Annotated in this window: 15 protein-coding genes; 10 read left to right on the plus strand and 5 right to left on the minus strand. The window is 67.8% G+C overall.

From position 1 onward, the window contains the following. Positions 1–52: 52 nt before the first annotated feature. The 7 genes from CHINAEXTREME_RS19090 to CHINAEXTREME_RS19120 all read left to right on the plus strand — a co-directional run bounded on the left by CHINAEXTREME_RS19090 (position 53) and on the right by CHINAEXTREME_RS19120 (position 8,713). Positions 53–1,030: an ROK family protein gene (locus CHINAEXTREME_RS19090; RefSeq protein WP_007140634.1), complete on the plus strand. Its 978-nt coding sequence runs from the start codon at positions 53–55 to the stop codon at positions 1,028–1,030. 79 nt (positions 1,031–1,109) lie between these two features. Then, on the plus strand, positions 1,110–2,612 hold the full coding sequence (locus tag CHINAEXTREME_RS19095) for an LVIVD repeat-containing protein (protein WP_007140633.1): 1,503 nt from the start codon (positions 1,110–1,112) through the stop codon (positions 2,610–2,612). A 106-nt stretch (positions 2,613–2,718) separates the two neighbouring features. Then, positions 2,719–5,493 carry a leucine--tRNA ligase gene (gene leuS, locus CHINAEXTREME_RS19100; protein WP_007140632.1) on the plus strand — a complete coding sequence of 925 codons (2,775 nt, stop codon included), beginning with the start codon at positions 2,719–2,721 and terminating at the stop codon, positions 5,491–5,493. A gap of 145 nt (positions 5,494–5,638) precedes the next feature. Then, complete coding sequence (locus CHINAEXTREME_RS19105) at positions 5,639–5,929, plus strand: HalOD1 output domain-containing protein (protein ID WP_007140631.1); 291 nt, start codon at positions 5,639–5,641, stop codon at positions 5,927–5,929. 140 nt (positions 5,930–6,069) lie between these two features. Further along, positions 6,070–6,672, plus strand: a complete 603-nt coding sequence (locus CHINAEXTREME_RS19110; RefSeq protein WP_007140630.1) for a DUF420 domain-containing protein — start codon at positions 6,070–6,072, stop codon at positions 6,670–6,672. 296 nt (positions 6,673–6,968) lie between these two features. Further along, positions 6,969–8,033, plus strand: coding sequence for a Gfo/Idh/MocA family protein (locus CHINAEXTREME_RS19115; RefSeq protein WP_007140629.1), 1,065 nt, complete (start codon positions 6,969–6,971; stop codon positions 8,031–8,033). Positions 8,034–8,188: 155 nt separating this feature from the next. After that, positions 8,189–8,713 carry a pyridoxamine 5'-phosphate oxidase family protein gene (locus tag CHINAEXTREME_RS19120; protein ID WP_193790368.1) on the plus strand — a complete coding sequence of 175 codons (525 nt, stop codon included), beginning with the start codon at positions 8,189–8,191 and terminating at the stop codon, positions 8,711–8,713. Positions 8,714–8,723: 10 nt separating this feature from the next. Here the strand turns inward: CHINAEXTREME_RS19120 and CHINAEXTREME_RS19125 are convergent, their stop codons facing one another. Together CHINAEXTREME_RS19125 and CHINAEXTREME_RS19130 are read right to left on the minus strand one after the other, a co-directional pair. Then, positions 8,724–9,503, minus strand: coding sequence for an ABC transporter permease (locus tag CHINAEXTREME_RS19125; protein WP_007140627.1), 780 nt, complete (start codon positions 9,501–9,503; stop codon positions 8,724–8,726). Continuing rightward, the gene (locus CHINAEXTREME_RS19130; protein ID WP_007140626.1) at positions 9,500–10,495 is read right to left on the minus strand and encodes an ABC transporter ATP-binding protein; all 996 of its coding nucleotides are present in this window, start codon (positions 10,493–10,495) and stop codon (positions 9,500–9,502) included. The genes CHINAEXTREME_RS19125 and CHINAEXTREME_RS19130 overlap by 4 nt, the downstream gene beginning before the upstream one ends. Positions 10,496–10,615: 120 nt before the next feature. Here CHINAEXTREME_RS19130 and CHINAEXTREME_RS19135 point away from each other — a divergent pair, with 120 nt between their 5' ends. Beyond that, on the plus strand, positions 10,616–11,572 hold the full coding sequence (locus CHINAEXTREME_RS19135; protein ID WP_049918401.1) for a TIGR03557 family F420-dependent LLM class oxidoreductase: 957 nt from the start codon (positions 10,616–10,618) through the stop codon (positions 11,570–11,572). A 43-nt stretch (positions 11,573–11,615) separates the two neighbouring features. Beyond that, a complete protein-coding gene (locus tag CHINAEXTREME_RS19140; protein ID WP_007140624.1) occupies positions 11,616–12,182 on the plus strand; it encodes a GrpB family protein in 567 nt (188 codons plus the stop codon). Positions 12,183–12,227: 45 nt separating this feature from the next. Here CHINAEXTREME_RS19140 and CHINAEXTREME_RS19145 read toward each other — a convergent pair whose 3' ends face one another. Then, the gene (locus tag CHINAEXTREME_RS19145; RefSeq protein WP_007140623.1) at positions 12,228–12,566 is read right to left on the minus strand and encodes a HalOD1 output domain-containing protein; all 339 of its coding nucleotides are present in this window, start codon (positions 12,564–12,566) and stop codon (positions 12,228–12,230) included. A 138-nt stretch (positions 12,567–12,704) separates the two neighbouring features. Here CHINAEXTREME_RS19145 and CHINAEXTREME_RS19150 point away from each other — a divergent pair, with 138 nt between their 5' ends. Beyond that, complete coding sequence (locus CHINAEXTREME_RS19150; protein ID WP_007140622.1) at positions 12,705–13,703, plus strand: aldo/keto reductase; 999 nt, start codon at positions 12,705–12,707, stop codon at positions 13,701–13,703. Between the two features lie 19 nt (positions 13,704–13,722). On the opposite strand, the gene CHINAEXTREME_RS19155 is transcribed toward CHINAEXTREME_RS19150, so the two are convergent. Both CHINAEXTREME_RS19155 and CHINAEXTREME_RS19160 read right to left on the minus strand, forming a co-directional pair. Beyond that, positions 13,723–14,427: a DsbA family protein gene (locus tag CHINAEXTREME_RS19155; RefSeq protein WP_007140621.1), complete on the minus strand. Its 705-nt coding sequence runs from the start codon at positions 14,425–14,427 to the stop codon at positions 13,723–13,725. Positions 14,428–14,603: 176 nt separating this feature from the next. Then, positions 14,604–14,831: a DUF7860 family protein gene (locus tag CHINAEXTREME_RS19160; protein WP_007140620.1), complete on the minus strand. Its 228-nt coding sequence runs from the start codon at positions 14,829–14,831 to the stop codon at positions 14,604–14,606. Between the last annotated feature and the right edge of the window lie 10 nt (positions 14,832–14,841).

Consider the following 14,841-nt stretch of genomic DNA (forward strand, 5'->3'; position numbering starts at 1 on the left):
CCGAGTCGTAATCTGGGTAGTTAAGTACGCCGACGGTCGTTTCTAAGACAGGATGGTCTACTACGCCGGCGTCGACCTCGGCGCGACGAACCTGCGGGCGGCCGTCGCCGACGGCGACGGGACCACGATCGGTATCAGCCGTAACGCCACGCCACGCGGTCCGACGGGCATCGACGTGACTGAGGGCGTCCTGCGAACGCTCCGTGAGGCGTGTGGCGACGCCGGGATCGCTCCCGACGCGATCACTGCCGCTGGGATCGGCTCGATCGGTCCGTTCGACCTCGCGGAGGGCGCGGTGATCGACCCCGCCAACCTGCCGGACTCGATCGACCGCATCCCGCTTACGGGCCCGATCGAGAAACTGATCGACAGCGAGGAGGTCTACCTCCACAACGACACGACCGCCGGCGTCATCGGCGAGCGGTTTCACGCCGATCGCAACCCCGACGATATGGTCTACATCACGATCTCCTCGGGGATCGGCGCAGGCGTCTGTTGTGACGGCGAAATCCTCGACGGCTGGGACGGTAACGCGGGCGAGGTCGGCCACGCCATCGTCGACCCGCGCGGTCGGCTGACCTGTGGCTGCGGGCGCGACGGCCACTGGGAGGCGTACTGCTCGGGCAACGGCATTCCGGACTTCGTGCGGTTGCTGGCCGAGGACGACCCCACGATCGACACCGACCTCCCGCTCGAGGACCCCGACTTCACCGCGAAAGACGTCTTCGAGTTGGCCGGCGAGGACGACCTAGCCGACTACGCGATCGACCAACTTGCCCACTGGAACGCGATCGGCGTCACCAACGTGGTCCACTCGTTCGCGCCCCTTCTGGTCTCGTTCGGCGGCGCGGTCGCGTTGCACAACGAGGAACTCGTCGTCGACCGCATCCGCGAGCGCGTCTCCGAGATGGTGATGACCAACGTCCCCGAGATTCGCGTGACCGACCACGGGGACGACGTCGTCCTCGAGGGGGCGCTGGCCAGCGCGATGACCGAGGGGACGGGCGACCGGAAACGGCTCGCGGATTGACGACGCCTCCGATCCTGCCGGAAGACGGCGGCACGGATCGACCCGATGGTATTTTGCCATCCCCTCCGTGGTGGTTGGTATGCAACGGCGAACGGTCCTCCGGCGGAGCGGTGCCGCCGTCGCCTCCACCCTCTCTCTCCCCGTAGTCGGCACGCGATCCGCGCGAGCAACGGCAGGCTCGTCCCCGCGAGTTGGATCGGGTCAGGACGAATCCGGATACGAACCCCTCGGCCGCCTCGAGATCGAGGGGGCCGCCGAGGCGGTCGTCGGCGACGACGACGTCGCCTACCTGGCGACCACGACCGGCTTCGCGACGGTCGACGTCAGCGAGCCGGCCGAGCCCGAACTGCTCTTTCTCGAGGACGATATCGAGGTCGACGGCGATCCGTTCCTCGAGATCCTCGACGTCGCGGTCGACGGCGACCGGCTGGTAGTCCCCGGCCCGGCGAACCGCACCTCGGGCCGGCTATTCGAGGGATTCTGTTGCTACGATGTCTCCGATCCCGCCGCCCCCGAACTCGTCGCCGAGCCCTACGAGACCGGCTTCCACATCCACAACTGCTCCCTCGAGGACGACGTCCTCTACGTCGTCGGGAACGATCCCTCGGACAACGTGGTGGTCGTCTACGACGTCGCCGACGGCGTCGAACGGATCGGCCGCTGGTCGCTGCTCGAGCACGAACCCGGCTGGGCCGACGTCGACTGGATCGCCCGCTACCTGCACGACGTCTCCGTCCACGACGACGTCGCGTATCTCGCCCACTGGAACCCGGGCACCTACCTGCTTGACGTGTCCGACCCCGCCGAGCCCGAGTATATCTCGCACGTCTCCGAGACGGACCTCCAGTCCCAGCGCAGCGTCGAGAACGACCTCGAGATCCGTCACGGCCTGCCGGGCAACGACCACTACGCGACGGTCGACGAGACGGGCGACCTGCTCGCCGTCGGCCGGGAAGCCTGGGCGACCGGCGGCGAGGAGCCCGACGGGCCGGGCGGGATCGACCTCTACGACGTCTCTAACTCCGAAGATCCCGTCAGCCGGGGGTCGATCGAGCCCCTCGCGGCGGCCGACGAGAGCTACGACGCCGGCCTGTGGACGACCGCTCACAACTTCGAACTCCGGAACGACCGGCTCTACGCGGCCTGGTACCGCGGCGGCGTGACGATCCACGACGTCAGCGACCCCGACGACCCCGAGCGCCTCGCCGCGTGGCGCGATCCCCACGTCGCCGGGTTCTGGACCGCACGCGTCCTCGAGCCCGGCGAGACCTTCGTCGCGAGCAGCACGCAGGCGATCCCCAACGCGCCGACCGAGGGCGCGCTCTATACGTTCCCGATCGAAACCGGCGAGCAGGCGGACCCGCCATCGCTGACCGATCCCGACGCGTTCGACCTCGATGGCGTCGACAGGGACGACGACGGGAACGAGTCGGCGGCGGACGCTGACGACGGAGACGACGGGGCGGAGGGGAACGCGGACGACTCGATCCCCGGATTCACCGGCACAGCAGCCGGATTTGGCCTCGTAAGCGTCGCCGGCGGCGCGGCCGCCCTCGAGTGGGTACGACGCCGGCGACGGTGACGGGCTCCCGGGCAGAGGGAAGGAGCCGAACAATGCTCCCGGGCAGAGGGAAGGGGCCGAACAATGATATGAGACGCCAACCCAGAGAGAGTAACGACCGAACGCAATGACAGGGTACGATCACGCGCAGGTGCAGGAGTTCTGGCAGTACGTCTGGGAACGGGAGGACGTGTACGAACTCGGGGACGACGCGACGGATCCGACCTACGTCCTCGGAATGTTCCCCTACACGTCGGGGACACTCCACATGGGCCACGTCCGCAACTACGCGATCGCGGACGCGTACGCTCGCTATCGGCGGATGTGCGGCGACGACGTCCTCCATCCGATGGGGTGGGACGCGTTCGGCCTCCCCGCCGAGAACGCCGCCTACGAGCGGGCAAGCGACCCCGAATCCTGGACGCAGGCCTGCATCCGACGGATGCGCGAGGAACTCGAGACGCTGGGGTTCGGCTACGACTGGTCTCGGGAGATCACGACCTGCGAGCCGTCGTACTACCGGTGGAACCAGTGGCTGTTCAAGCGCTTCCACGAGGCGGGGCTGGTCGAGTACGACGCCGCGACGGTCGACTGGTGTCCGGACTGCGAGACGGTGCTGGCCGACGCCCAGGTCGTCGAACGCGATGGAGAAGGCGGGTCCAGCGACCGCGTCTGCTGGCGCTGCGAGACGCCCGTCGGCCGGCGGGACCTCGACCAGTGGTTCTTCACCATCACCGACTACGCCGACGAACTGGACGCGGGGCTGGACGACCTCGAGGGGTGGCCCGACGGCGTCCGGGAGATCCAGCGCAACTGGATCGGCCGCCGCGAGGGGGCCAGGATCTCCTTCGAGGTCGACCTCGCTCTCGGCGGGACGACGGCGGTCGACGTCTTCAGCGCCCGGCCCGAGACGATCCACGGCGCGACCTACCTCGCGGTTTCGCCGGGTCACGACCTGGCGCGAGCCCTCGCGGAGGAGGACGAGGACGTACAGGCGTACGTCGACGAGGTCCGCGACCGCGGGCCGGACGAGGTCGGCTACTCCGGCATCGTGACCGACGCGAGCGCGATCAATCCCGTGACTGGTGAGTCCCTGCCCGTCTACGTCGCGGGCTACGTCCTCGAGGACGTCGGCACGGGCGCAGTGATGGGCGTGCCGGGCCACAACGAGCGCGACTACGCGTTCGCCCGCGAGCACGACCTGCCGATCAAGCGGGTGATCGAACCGGCCGACGACGGGGGCGACGGAGGCAACGCGGACGACGCGGACGACGCGGACGGCGAACCCCCCTACACCGGCCACGGTACCCTGACTGAGAGCGGCGACTACACCGGTATCGGGACCGAAACCGCCCGCGAGCGACTGCTCGAGGACTACGACGCCCTCGAGGAAGACGTCACCTACCGGCTGCGGGACTGGCTGATCTCCCGGCAGCGGTACTGGGGAACCCCGATCCCGGTCGTCCACTGCGACGACTGCGGGCCCGTCCTCGTGCCCGACGAGGACCTGCCGGTCGAACTCCCCGAGTTCGTCCGGACCACGGGCAACCCGCTCGAGGAACACGCCTCCTTCCGCGAGACGGAGTGTCCGGAGTGTGGCGGGCCCGCGCGCCGGGAGACCGACACGATGGACACCTTCGTCGACTCCTCGTGGTACTTCCTGCGATTCCTCTCGCCCGACCTCGAGGACGCTCCGTTCGACTCGGATCGGGCCGAGGAGTGGCTCCCGGTCGACGTCTACGTCGGCGGTGACGAACACGCCACGCTACACTTGCTGTACGCCCGGTTCTTCGCGAAGGCACTGACCGACATCGGGCTGTTGGACTGTCGCGAACCGTTCCGGGAACTCGAGAGTCAGGGGACGGTGCTGTACGAGGGCGAGAAGATGTCCAGTTCGAAGGGCAACGCCGTCGCTCCCGAGGAGTACGGCGCGGAGACGACGCGGCTGTTCGTCCTCTCGGCGGCCCACCCCGAACAGGACTTCGAGTGGACCGCGAACGACGTCCGCGGGGCCTACGACCTCCAGCAAACCCTCTACGGGATGGTCACCGCGTTCGTCGAGGGCGAGTCCGGGCGGAGCGAGCGGCTCCCGCGGGACGAGTACGTCGACCGGGAGATCGACCGGACGATCGCGGCGACGACCGAGGAGTACGAGCGGTTCCGGTTCCACCGGGCGGCGACCGAGATTCGGGAACTCGCGGGGCTGTTGCGCCGCTACCGGGGGTTCGGTCCTCCCCACGAGGAGGTCAACCGGCGTGGCCTGCTGACGCTTTCCGCGCTGATCGCCCCGATGGCCCCTCACCTCGGCGAGGAACTGTGGAACAAGCTCCGGGGCGACGGGCTGGTGGCCGAGGCCGACTGGCCGGACGCCGGCGAGTTCGCGGACGACACAGAAAGCGCACACGCGCCCGACTACCGCCGCGAGCGCCGCCTCGTGGAGACCACCCTCGAGGACGTCAGGGACATCGTCGACGTCGCCGCGATCGACGACCCCGAGCGGATCGACCTGATCGTCGCCGACGAGTGGAAGTACCGGACGATGGAGTTCCTCCGAGAAGGCGACGCGAACGCGGACAGCGACCGCCCCGGCGATGACCCGCAGTCGGCGGTCGAACGCGTCGCCGACGCCCTCGAGAACGATCCCGAACTCGACACGCCGACTCGCGAAGCTATCGCCCGATTCCTCGAGCGAAGCGACGCGGCGGACGCTCGAGGCGGGTCCTCGTCGGGATCCGACTCCGGGGCGGCCGCTCTCGGCCCCGACCGCGAGCACGCGCTGCTCGAGCGGGCGGCCTGGCTCGTCCGGGACGAGTTCGACGCCGACGTGCGGGTGCAACGCGCCGACGACGGCGCGGCCGGCGGGAAAGCAAGACCTGGGAAACCCGCGATCCGGATCGACTGACGCCGGGGCGACTCGAGCGTACCCGTCTACCCCGTTCCGTCGCGGCCCCGACCTTCGATGTCGAAGGAAAGCAGAGCCTAACGCGGCGGAACGGCGAACGACAAGGACAGCTTTATTCGACCGGATTCGAAAGGGTCGAGACATCATGAAGGGTGGCGGCGACAGTATCGACGGAACGGTCAGGCAGCAGCCGAGTCAGGCGGTCGTCGAAGCCGTCGCGGCCGCGGAAGGGATCTCGTCCGAGGAGCTACGACCACCCGAGTACGAACCGTTACACGCGGTCGTCGATCCCGACGCCCTCGACTCGCTGTTTGCGAGTCACGCCGACGGGCAACCCCGTCCCGGTGGGGCCGTCACTTTCGAATTTTGTGGATACGAGGTCACGGTCGACGAACGCGGGGCGGTCTCGCTCGAGGACGGGGGGAGCGAACCGTAACGGCAGCCCAACGCCCCACACCCCACACCTCTCACCCCACACCATACGCCACGTCGACCACACGACCTTCGCTAGCGGATTACGCCGTCCGGACGGCCGGAACGGCAAGACAGATACGGGACCTCTCCTAACTATCGACGATGGCAACTGCGGACGCGAAACGTCGACTCCGAGAGCGGCCGATCGGCGCAACGGTGGCGTTGACGATCGTCGGGTACGCCCTGGTCGTCGGGACGTTCCTGCTCGACGTACCGCTGTATCCCGACCTGACCCAGGCACAGATCAACCTGCTCACCCACGTGATCGCGGTCATCAACACGGCCACGGTCGCGCTGTTGATCGCCGGCTGGTACTGGATCCGTACGGGCGACGTCGAGAAACACCGGGCGGCGATGGTCGGCGCGTTCTCCCTGATCCTGCTGTTCCTGGTCGTCTACCTGATCAGGGTCGGCGGGGGCGGCGAGAAGCTGTTCGTCGGCCCGCAACGGGTCTACTACGCGTATCTGATCATGCTGGCGATCCACATCGTGCTCTCGATCGTGGCGGTGCCGATCGTCCTCTACGCGTTGCTGCTCGGGCTGACGCACACGCCGTCGGAACTGCGCGAGACGGCACACGCTCGAGTCGGCCGGATCGCGGCCGCGACCTGGATCCTGAGTCTCGTCCTCGGGGTCGTGACCTACGTGTTGCTCAATCACGTCTACGACTACGAGTTCGCGGCGATTATCGTCCCGCTGTTCTAGCGCTCTCCGTCGCGAACGTACCGAACGACGCGTTCGCCCCAGCGGGACTCCTGCTCCGGGCGATCGCTCCAGACCCACTTGCAGTATCGTAAGTGTTCGATACAGTTCTCGTGGGATAACTGCCGACTGCAACCGGGGCACGTAGGCATACTGATACGGACGCCGGCGAGCGGAGAGTAGCTTCCGGTGGCGCTCGCCTCTCGTCGGTCGGAAAGAAAGAACGGCCACCGGAAGCGAGAGTCGCTGTAACCGAAAAACGGGGAAGCCCTTTTCGGGTCGGACATGGCCGTTAGGGTATGCAGTTCGGCGCTGCGGCGATCGGACTCGGCGGACTCGGCCAACTCGCCCTCGAGGTACTCGTCGATCTCGAGGGGGTAGAACTCGTCGCCGGTGCCGACGTGGCTGCCGACGCACGGGACGTCTTCGAACGGGAGTTCGATGCACCGGCGTACGCCGATCACGAGTCGCTGCTCGAGGCGCACGGCGACGAGATCGACGTCGCGGTGATCGTCACGCCCCACACACTCCACTACGAACAGGCCCGGACCTGTCTCGAGGCCGGCACCCACGTCTACCTCGAGAAACCGATGGTGACAGACGTCGGGGACGCGGTCGACCTCCTCGAGACGGCCGACCGCGAGGGGCTCGAAATCCAGGTCGGCTACCAGCGCCACTTCCATCCAGGGTTCGCCGAGATCAAACGGCTGGTCGACAGCGGCCGTATCGGTGACGTTCACACTGCGAACGCGTACCTGGGGCAGAACTGGATCGACCTCCACGAAGGAACCTGGCGAGTCGATCCCTCCCTTTCGGGGGGCGGACAGCTGTACGATTCGGGTTCACACCTGCTCGATGCCTTGCTGTGGATCACGGGCGGGACGCCGAGGAGCGTCGCCGGACACATGGAGTACGCCGACGAGGACGAAGACGACCGGATCGACGTCAACAGTTCGCTCTCGGTGCGACTCGAGGCCGACGGAGAGAACCAGGACGACGGCCGGTCGATACTCGCGGGCGTCACCGTCAGCGGCGACGGCGTCAACCTCTCGCCGTCGGAGGGGTACGCGATCTGGGGGACCGACGGCCGGGTCACGTTCGACGGCGAGCGGATCCGGCTCGAGGAACGCGGCGCGACGGTCTACGAGAGCACGATCGAAGCGCCGACCGACTTTACGACGCTCACGGGCGCGAAGTTAGAGAATTTCCTCGAGACGATCGCCGGGGACTCCGAACCCGAAGTCCCCGGCGACGTCGGCCTCCAGGTGACTGCCTTGACGGAGGCGGCGTACCGGGCGGACCGTGAGAAACGGCGGATCGACGTGCAGTCGCTGATCGAAAACGCGAGGGAAGACCGACTGTAGTGGGGGAGCCGGCAGAACCGGGGCTGGCCGGGATCGGGGCCGGGACCAGGGCTGGAACTGGAACTGGAACTGGAACTGGAACTGGAACTGGAACTGGAATGGGGACCGGGCCAAGAGCCGCAACCGGGGCGGAACGGGGTCCGGGGTCACACGTTATGTCGAGGGCCGTCCAAGGTTCGCCCGTGACCACGACCGTTCGCGGCGCGTTGACCCGTGAGGAACTGGCCGATTTCCTCGAGGATCGGGATATTCCGGTTCGGATCGCCTGTCGGACGCCGTCCGGCCACCTCTGGATGCTGTCGCTGTGGTATCGGTTTCTGCATGGCGACGAGGAGTCCGAGCCCTGGCTCCTCGAGTGTTCCACCGCGGCGGACGCGACCGTCGTCGACTACTTGAAACGCGACGACGGCTCCGCGACCGATCCCGAGGCCGAGGTCGCGTTCGAAGTCTCGACGAATCGCCCGCCGTACAGGGGCGTCCGTGGCCGCGGTACAGCGTCCGTCGCCCCCGACCCCGAGAAGGAGGTACTCAGGGACCTGCTCGAGCAATACCTGGGTGGAACGGACTCGCAACTGGCACGAACGCTGCTCCGGGAGGAGCGCGATGAGGTGACGATCGCGATCGAGCCAGCGGTCGTCTACGGCTGGGACTACTCCGACCGAATGGGCAATCCCGAATAGATCGGCGCCGTCAGTCCGTCCGCGGGATCGAGCGCGCGCCGAGCGCGAACGCGACGACCGCCAGCACGGCGAGGATCGCCAGGTTCGCCAGCGCGGGGTCGATCCCGGTTCCGGCGACCGACGCCGGTTCGGCCGCCGGGTAGGCCACCGCCCGGACGCCGCGAGCGAAGTACGTCAGCGGCGAGAGATTCACCAGCGGCTCGAACCAGCCGGGCAGTTGCTCGAGCGTGATGAACGTCTCCGAGAGGAAAAGCAGGGGGAGCGCGATCGTGTTGCTGGCCGCGACGGCACCGTCGCGCGAACCGGTGTAGCTGCCGAGCATCGCGCCGATTCCACAGAAGGCGATCACGCCGACGAGGACGTAGGGGACGAGCAGCGGCGAGAAGACGATCTCGGCCCCTGTCAGCGCGATCACGAGCCCGAGAATGAGCAGGCCAGCCAGCCCGATGATGACGGCGTTGACGGCCGTCTGGGCCAGAAGCCACTCGCTTCGGGTCAGCGGCGTCGTCGCGAGTTTCTCGAAGCGGTTGCCCTCGCGGTGGCGGGCGACCTCGCTGCCCATCCGGGAAAGCGGCGTGAAGAGGACAACGGTGGCCAGGTACCCCGGGACGTAGTAGGCTGCCGGCTCGGCGAACAGCCCGCCGCCTGCGGGGTCGGTCCGGACGAGCGCGCCGAAGATGACGATCAGGATCACCGGGAAGAAGAACGTGAAGAAGACCGCGGTCCGGCGGCGGACGAACGACCGCCAGCCGGCGTCGACCTCCGAGCGAACGCGACCGAACCGGCTCATGCCGTCTCACCCGGCGTCGCCGCGTCCGTCTCCGTCGGCGAATCGATCGGCTCCCGTTGTGTCCGTTCCCGCTCGGTTTCGTCGGCCAGCGCGAGGTAGACGTCCTCGAGGTCGGGTTCGGCCCAGGTCAGGCCCGTGTACTCGAGGCCGCGATCCTCGAGGTAGTCGACGATGGTACCGATCTCGACGGGCGTGACGTCGCGGACGACGACGCCGGCGGGCGTTCCGCCCCCGCGACCACGGCTGGAGACGCGACTCGCCCGCTCGACCGGATACTCGAGGTCGGCGAACGCCTCGGGGTCGGCGTCGGTCTCGACGAGGACTCGGCTCCCGCCGCCGTGCTCGGCGACGAGCTCGTCGGGGGACCCCTGGGCGATCAGCGAGCCGTCGGCGAGCAGGCCGACCCGATCGGCCAGTCGCTCGGCCTCGGCCATGTCGTGGGTGGTCAGTACGACGGTCGTCCCGCCGGCCGCGAGGTCCTCGATCAGCCGCCAGACGGTTCGGCGGCCGGCGGGGTCGATCCCGGTCGTGGGCTCGTCCAGAAAGAGCACGTCCGGGTCGTTGACCAGCGTCGAGCCGACGCAGACGCGGCGCTGCTGGCCGCCCGAGAGGTTCTCGTACCACGTGTCGCCGGCGTCGACGAGCCCGACGTCGGACAGGACCTCGTCGGGCCCCCTGGCGTCGTCGTACAGGCCTGCGTAGTAGTCGATCAGTTCGTGGGCGGTGAGCCTGTCCGGCGGGGCGAAGTCCTGCGGGAGTACGCCGAGCCGGTCCCGGTCGACGGCGGTCGGCGGTTCGCCGAAGACGCGAGCGGATCCCGCGTCGGGTTCCGTCGTCCCGGTCAGCGCCCGGACGAGCGTCGTCTTGCCGGCCCCGTTCGGGCCGATAAGTGCGAAGACTTCACCGCGGTCGACCGACAGCGAGGCCCCCGACAGCGCGGTCGTCTCGCCGTAGGATTTCCGCAGCTCGGTCGCTTCGACTACGGCTTCCATGAGGTTCGGTAGCGACCGGTCCCGGGTAAGGGGTTCGGTTCCGGGGCTCTGGGGCGACGGGCTCCCGTGCTCGCACTCGCAGGCTCGAGCGTTATCCACCCGTTCGTGGTAGCGGCCGCCGTGACCGCCGTTGGATACGCCCTGTCAAGCGAGGAGCACGACCCGATGGAACTCGTCGCGAACGCTGCCCGTGCCGAAGACGCCGGCTTCGACTTCTGTTCGATCTCGGACCACTTCCACCCCTGGGTGTCGGCGCAGGGCGAGTCGCCGTTCGTCTGGTCGACGCTGGGCGGCATCGCGGCCGAGACGGACGAGATCGACGTCGGCGTCGGCGTCACCTGCCCGACGATCCGGATCCACCCGGTCAACGTCGCCCACGCGGTCGCGACGGTCGACGAAATGTTCGGCGACCGCTTCACGTTCGGCGTCGGCACCGGCGAGAACCTGAACGAACACGTCACGGGCGAGCGTTGGCCGGAACACGACGTTCGGCTCGAGATGCTCGAGGAGGCGATGGAAGTGATGCGGAAACTGTGGACCGGCGAGACGACGAGCCACCACGGCGAGCACTACACCGTCGAGAACGCCCGTCTCTACACGGTTCCCGACGAGCAGCCGACGACGGTCGCCAGCGCGTTCGGCCCTCAGACCGCCGAGTGGGCGGCCGACCACGGCGACGGGCTCTGGTGTTCCGGCCCGCAGGGTGAGGTCGTCGACGCATACGAGGACGCCGGCGGCGACGGGCCGATGCTCACCCAGATGCACGTCTGCTGTGCCGAGAGCGAGGACGAGGCGATCGATACGGTCCACGAGTACTGGCCCAACGGCTCGCTGCCGGGAGAACTCGCCCAGGTCCTGCCGACGCCGGCCCACTTCGAACAGGCCGCGGAGATGGTCGAGCGCGAGGATGTCGCCGAGTCGGGGACGACGACGGAGCAGGACGCCCAGGCCCACATCGACAGTATCCAGGAGGCGATCGACGCCGGCTACGATCACGTCTACGTCCACCAGATCGGGCCCGAACAGGAGCGGATGCTCGAGTTCTACGAGGCGGAGGTGTTGCCGTCGTTCCGGTGACCGGAGCCGAAGCTTCAAGTGGGAGACGCGAGTCCGCCGAACAATGGTCGATCCGAACGACGACCCGATCGAACTCGTTTCGTCGGGACACGACGCCTGGCGCGAGCGCTTCGCCGCCGAGCGCGACCGTGTTCGCGAGACGCTGCACGACGCGGCCCTCGAGTCCGCTCTCGAGCGCGTCGAACACGTCGGCTCGACGGCCGTGCCCGGACTCCCGGCGAAGGACATCGTGGACCTGGACGTGGTCGTCGCCGACGACGCGGTCGCGTCGGTGTCGCGCACCCTCGAGACCGAACTCGGCGGCACCAGAATGGAGAACAGCGACGAGTGGCACCCGCTCTTCCGGCGGGAGAACGGCCAGCGGTTCAACGACCACGTGTTCGCTGCCTCGGCCGACGGCTGGCGGATCAGCGTCGTCACACGGGACGTGCTGGCGTCCCGTCCCGACCTTCGCGAGGAGTACGCGGCGCTGAAACGCGACCTCGCCGGCGGCACCGACGACCTGACGGAGTACTCCGTGGGGAAGACTGCCTTCGTCGAACGTGTCCTCGAGATCGCCCGAACCGACGAGGCTCTCTCGTTTGCATTCGAGGTACCGACCGTGGAGTGATCCGCTGCGGGGGTGAGCCCGAGCGGTGTGCGGGCGACGTGGTCGTTATCCCGCCGAATCGAGCGCCCGGACCCCGATCCGGCCGTCGTCGGAAATTTCGACCGCGTAGACCTGGCCCTGGTCGTCCGACACATCGAACGAGACCACGACGTTACCGTCGCCAGTTCCGTCGCCGAGCAGCGTGTCGATCGCGCCCGGGTCGACGTGTTCGTGGAGGACGAAGCCGAGTGCCGTCGGGGCCTCGAGCGGGTCGACGTCGGCGACGGCACAGATCGCGTGGACGACGGCGATGCTGGCCGGCGTCTCCGCGTCGTACTCGTACTCGATCGCGTCCGGACTGGAGTCCGTGCCGAGTTCGCGGACGGCTGGGTTCGTCGCGTTCATCGTGGACCGTACCCCTCCAGCCGGAAAGACGGCTGGGGATGCATTCGCAGGCGAGGCGCTCGAACGAGCGGGCCGCCGGTCGCCCACACGTTGGCCGCTTCCCAATCGGTTTTGGGTCCCGCGGGCGAACCCGGCGACATGGAGTACACCACCCTCGGTAACACCGGGACGACCGTCTCGAAGCTCTGTTTCGGCACCTGGCGGTTCGGGAAGACACACGGCGACACCGTCGAAACCGACCGCGAGGAGGCCCACGAACTCCTCGATACCGTCTGGGAGAACGGCATCAACTTCATCGACACCGCCAACGTCTACGGCGATCCGGACGGCACCAGCGAGGAGTGGATCGGCGAGTGGCTCGACGAGTACGACCGCGAGGACTTCGTGATCGCCTCGAAGGTCTACTTCCCGTTCGACGGCTGGGGCGAACCCGGGCCGAACGACTCCGGACTCGGCCGCAAGCACATTCGCGCACAGGTCGAAGGGACGCTCGAGCGACTCGGGACGGACTACCTCGACCTCTACTACATCCACCGCTGGGACGACGACACGCCGATCAGGGAGACCCTCTCGGTGCTCACCGAACTCGTCCGCGAGGGGAAGGTCCACTACCTCGGTGCGAGTTCGATGGCCGCCTGGAAACTCACGAAGGCGCTGTGGACGAGCGACGTCGAGGGTCTCGAGCGGTTCGACGTCACCCAGCCGATGGTCAACGCCGTCGAGTACGACGACGTGAGCGACTACCTCGACGTCTGTGCGGACCAGGACGTCGCCGTCTGTCCGTACTCGCCGCTGGCTGGCGGCTTCCTCACCGGGAAGTACGAGCGAACCGACGAGGGTGGATTCGAAGCGCCCGACGGCTCGCGGGGTAGCCTCGACGACATGTTCGACGAGTACTACGTCACCGAACGCGCCTGGGACGTCCTCGACGCCGTCGAATCCGTCGCCGACGAGGTCGGCGCGACGCCGGCCCAGGTCTCGCTGCGCTGGCTCATCGAGCAGGACCGGTTTACCTGCGTCCCGATCGTCGGCGCGCGGACACCGGAGCAACTCGAGGAAAACGTCGGCGCGGTCGAGATCGACCTGACCGACGAGCAGTTCGAGCACATCGACGCGGCGCGAGCCGATACCGAGTAGCGCCGACCGCCTGCTCGAATTACAGCGCGTCCTCGATCGTCTCGACGACCGCGTCGGGATCCGTCGCCCGGTCGACGCTCTCGCCGTCGACGAACACCGTCGGCGTTCCGGTAACGTCCCGTTCGTCGCCCCGTTCCCAGTCCGCGGCGAGCGTCGGGTAGTAGGTCTCGTTCTCGAGGGCGGTGGCGACTGCGTCCGGGTCGTTGTCGGGGTCGGAGTCGGGACCACCGGCAGCATCACTCTCGAGCGATTCCGCAAGCGTCACCAGCCCGTCGTCGGTCCAGTCCTCGTCGTCGCCGGTCATCACCGCCTGCTTGTAGTCGAAAAACAGCCCGTTCGGATCCCCGGAGCCGTCCTCGTCCTCGTCCTGCCCGTCGCCTCGGGTCCCGTCCTGCACCGCCCGCGCGGCGTTCGCCATCGCAATCGACTCGTCGGCGGCCATCACGGGAAAGTCGTAGTGGCGGAACTCGATCTCGTCGGTCGCGACGTACTCGTCCTCGAGGATCGGGAACACGTCAGTCTCGAAGTCCAGACAGTGCGAGCAGCCGAGGTCCTCGTACACTGCGACGGTCACCTGGCCGTCGCCCAGCGTCGGCGTCGGCACCTGACGGTCGGGATCGACGTCCTCGAGTGCGGCGGGCATCGAAGCATCGAACAGCGTGGCACAACCGGCGAGGGCGACCGACGAAACGCCCGCGGCGGCGAGAAACGAGCGACGGTGCATGGACCACCGTAGCGTTCGAACGGGGTTATCGGTGTCGACACGCCTGGAAGACTCGAGGAGAGGGAAAGCGCGTCCGGGCAATCAGGACGTTAGCGGACCGGATGCGACTGAGAGTTCGGTTCGATTCGGGTTGCGATAGCGTTCATCGAGCCGTCGTTTCCGATGTCCCTCGCGGGTCATTCCGTGAGTGGGAGGAACACGCCGAACGTCCAGACCGAGACGAAACTGACGAGGATACCGAGTCCTTCGGCGTAGGTGAACAGCCGGTCCTCCCAGCCTGGTACTCCCCCGAGAACGAACTGGCCGAACAGTTCGCCGCCAGCACCGAGCGTGAGCAGCCCGATACCGAGCAGGAATCCGGTCTTGGTCAACGCAGCGTAATCCATACCGCGGTACCGACTCATAATTGAGCAT

It is taken from the genome of Halobiforma lacisalsi AJ5, from assembly GCF_000226975.2.
In the GTDB taxonomy this organism is placed as follows: domain Archaea; phylum Halobacteriota; class Halobacteria; order Halobacteriales; family Natrialbaceae; genus Natronobacterium; species Natronobacterium lacisalsi.

Excerpts from the sequence above, each read along its gene's own strand:
- leuS (WP_007140632.1), top strand. The coding sequence starts at position 2,719 with ATGACAGGGTACGATCACGCGCAGGTGCAGGAGTTCTGGCAGTACGTC.
- CHINAEXTREME_RS19145 (WP_007140623.1), bottom strand. The coding sequence starts at position 12,566 with ATGAACGCGACGAACCCAGCCGTCCGCGAACTCGGCACGGACTCCAGT.
- CHINAEXTREME_RS19130 (WP_007140626.1), bottom strand. The coding sequence starts at position 10,495 with ATGGAAGCCGTAGTCGAAGCGACCGAGCTGCGGAAATCCTACGGCGAG.
- CHINAEXTREME_RS19090 (WP_007140634.1), top strand. The coding sequence starts at position 53 with ATGGTCTACTACGCCGGCGTCGACCTCGGCGCGACGAACCTGCGGGCG.
- CHINAEXTREME_RS19110 (WP_007140630.1), top strand. The coding sequence starts at position 6,070 with ATGGCAACTGCGGACGCGAAACGTCGACTCCGAGAGCGGCCGATCGGC.
- CHINAEXTREME_RS19140 (WP_007140624.1), top strand. The coding sequence starts at position 11,616 with ATGGTCGATCCGAACGACGACCCGATCGAACTCGTTTCGTCGGGACAC.
- CHINAEXTREME_RS19150 (WP_007140622.1), top strand. The coding sequence starts at position 12,705 with ATGGAGTACACCACCCTCGGTAACACCGGGACGACCGTCTCGAAGCTC.
- CHINAEXTREME_RS19155 (WP_007140621.1), bottom strand. The coding sequence starts at position 14,427 with ATGCACCGTCGCTCGTTTCTCGCCGCCGCGGGCGTTTCGTCGGTCGCC.
- CHINAEXTREME_RS19105 (WP_007140631.1), top strand. The coding sequence starts at position 5,639 with ATGAAGGGTGGCGGCGACAGTATCGACGGAACGGTCAGGCAGCAGCCG.
- CHINAEXTREME_RS19120 (WP_193790368.1), top strand. The coding sequence starts at position 8,189 with ATGTCGAGGGCCGTCCAAGGTTCGCCCGTGACCACGACCGTTCGCGGC.
- CHINAEXTREME_RS19160 (WP_007140620.1), bottom strand. The coding sequence starts at position 14,831 with ATGAGTCGGTACCGCGGTATGGATTACGCTGCGTTGACCAAGACCGGA.
- CHINAEXTREME_RS19115 (WP_007140629.1), top strand. The coding sequence starts at position 6,969 with ATGCAGTTCGGCGCTGCGGCGATCGGACTCGGCGGACTCGGCCAACTC.
- CHINAEXTREME_RS19125 (WP_007140627.1), bottom strand. The coding sequence starts at position 9,503 with ATGAGCCGGTTCGGTCGCGTTCGCTCGGAGGTCGACGCCGGCTGGCGG.
- CHINAEXTREME_RS19095 (WP_007140633.1), top strand. The coding sequence starts at position 1,110 with ATGCAACGGCGAACGGTCCTCCGGCGGAGCGGTGCCGCCGTCGCCTCC.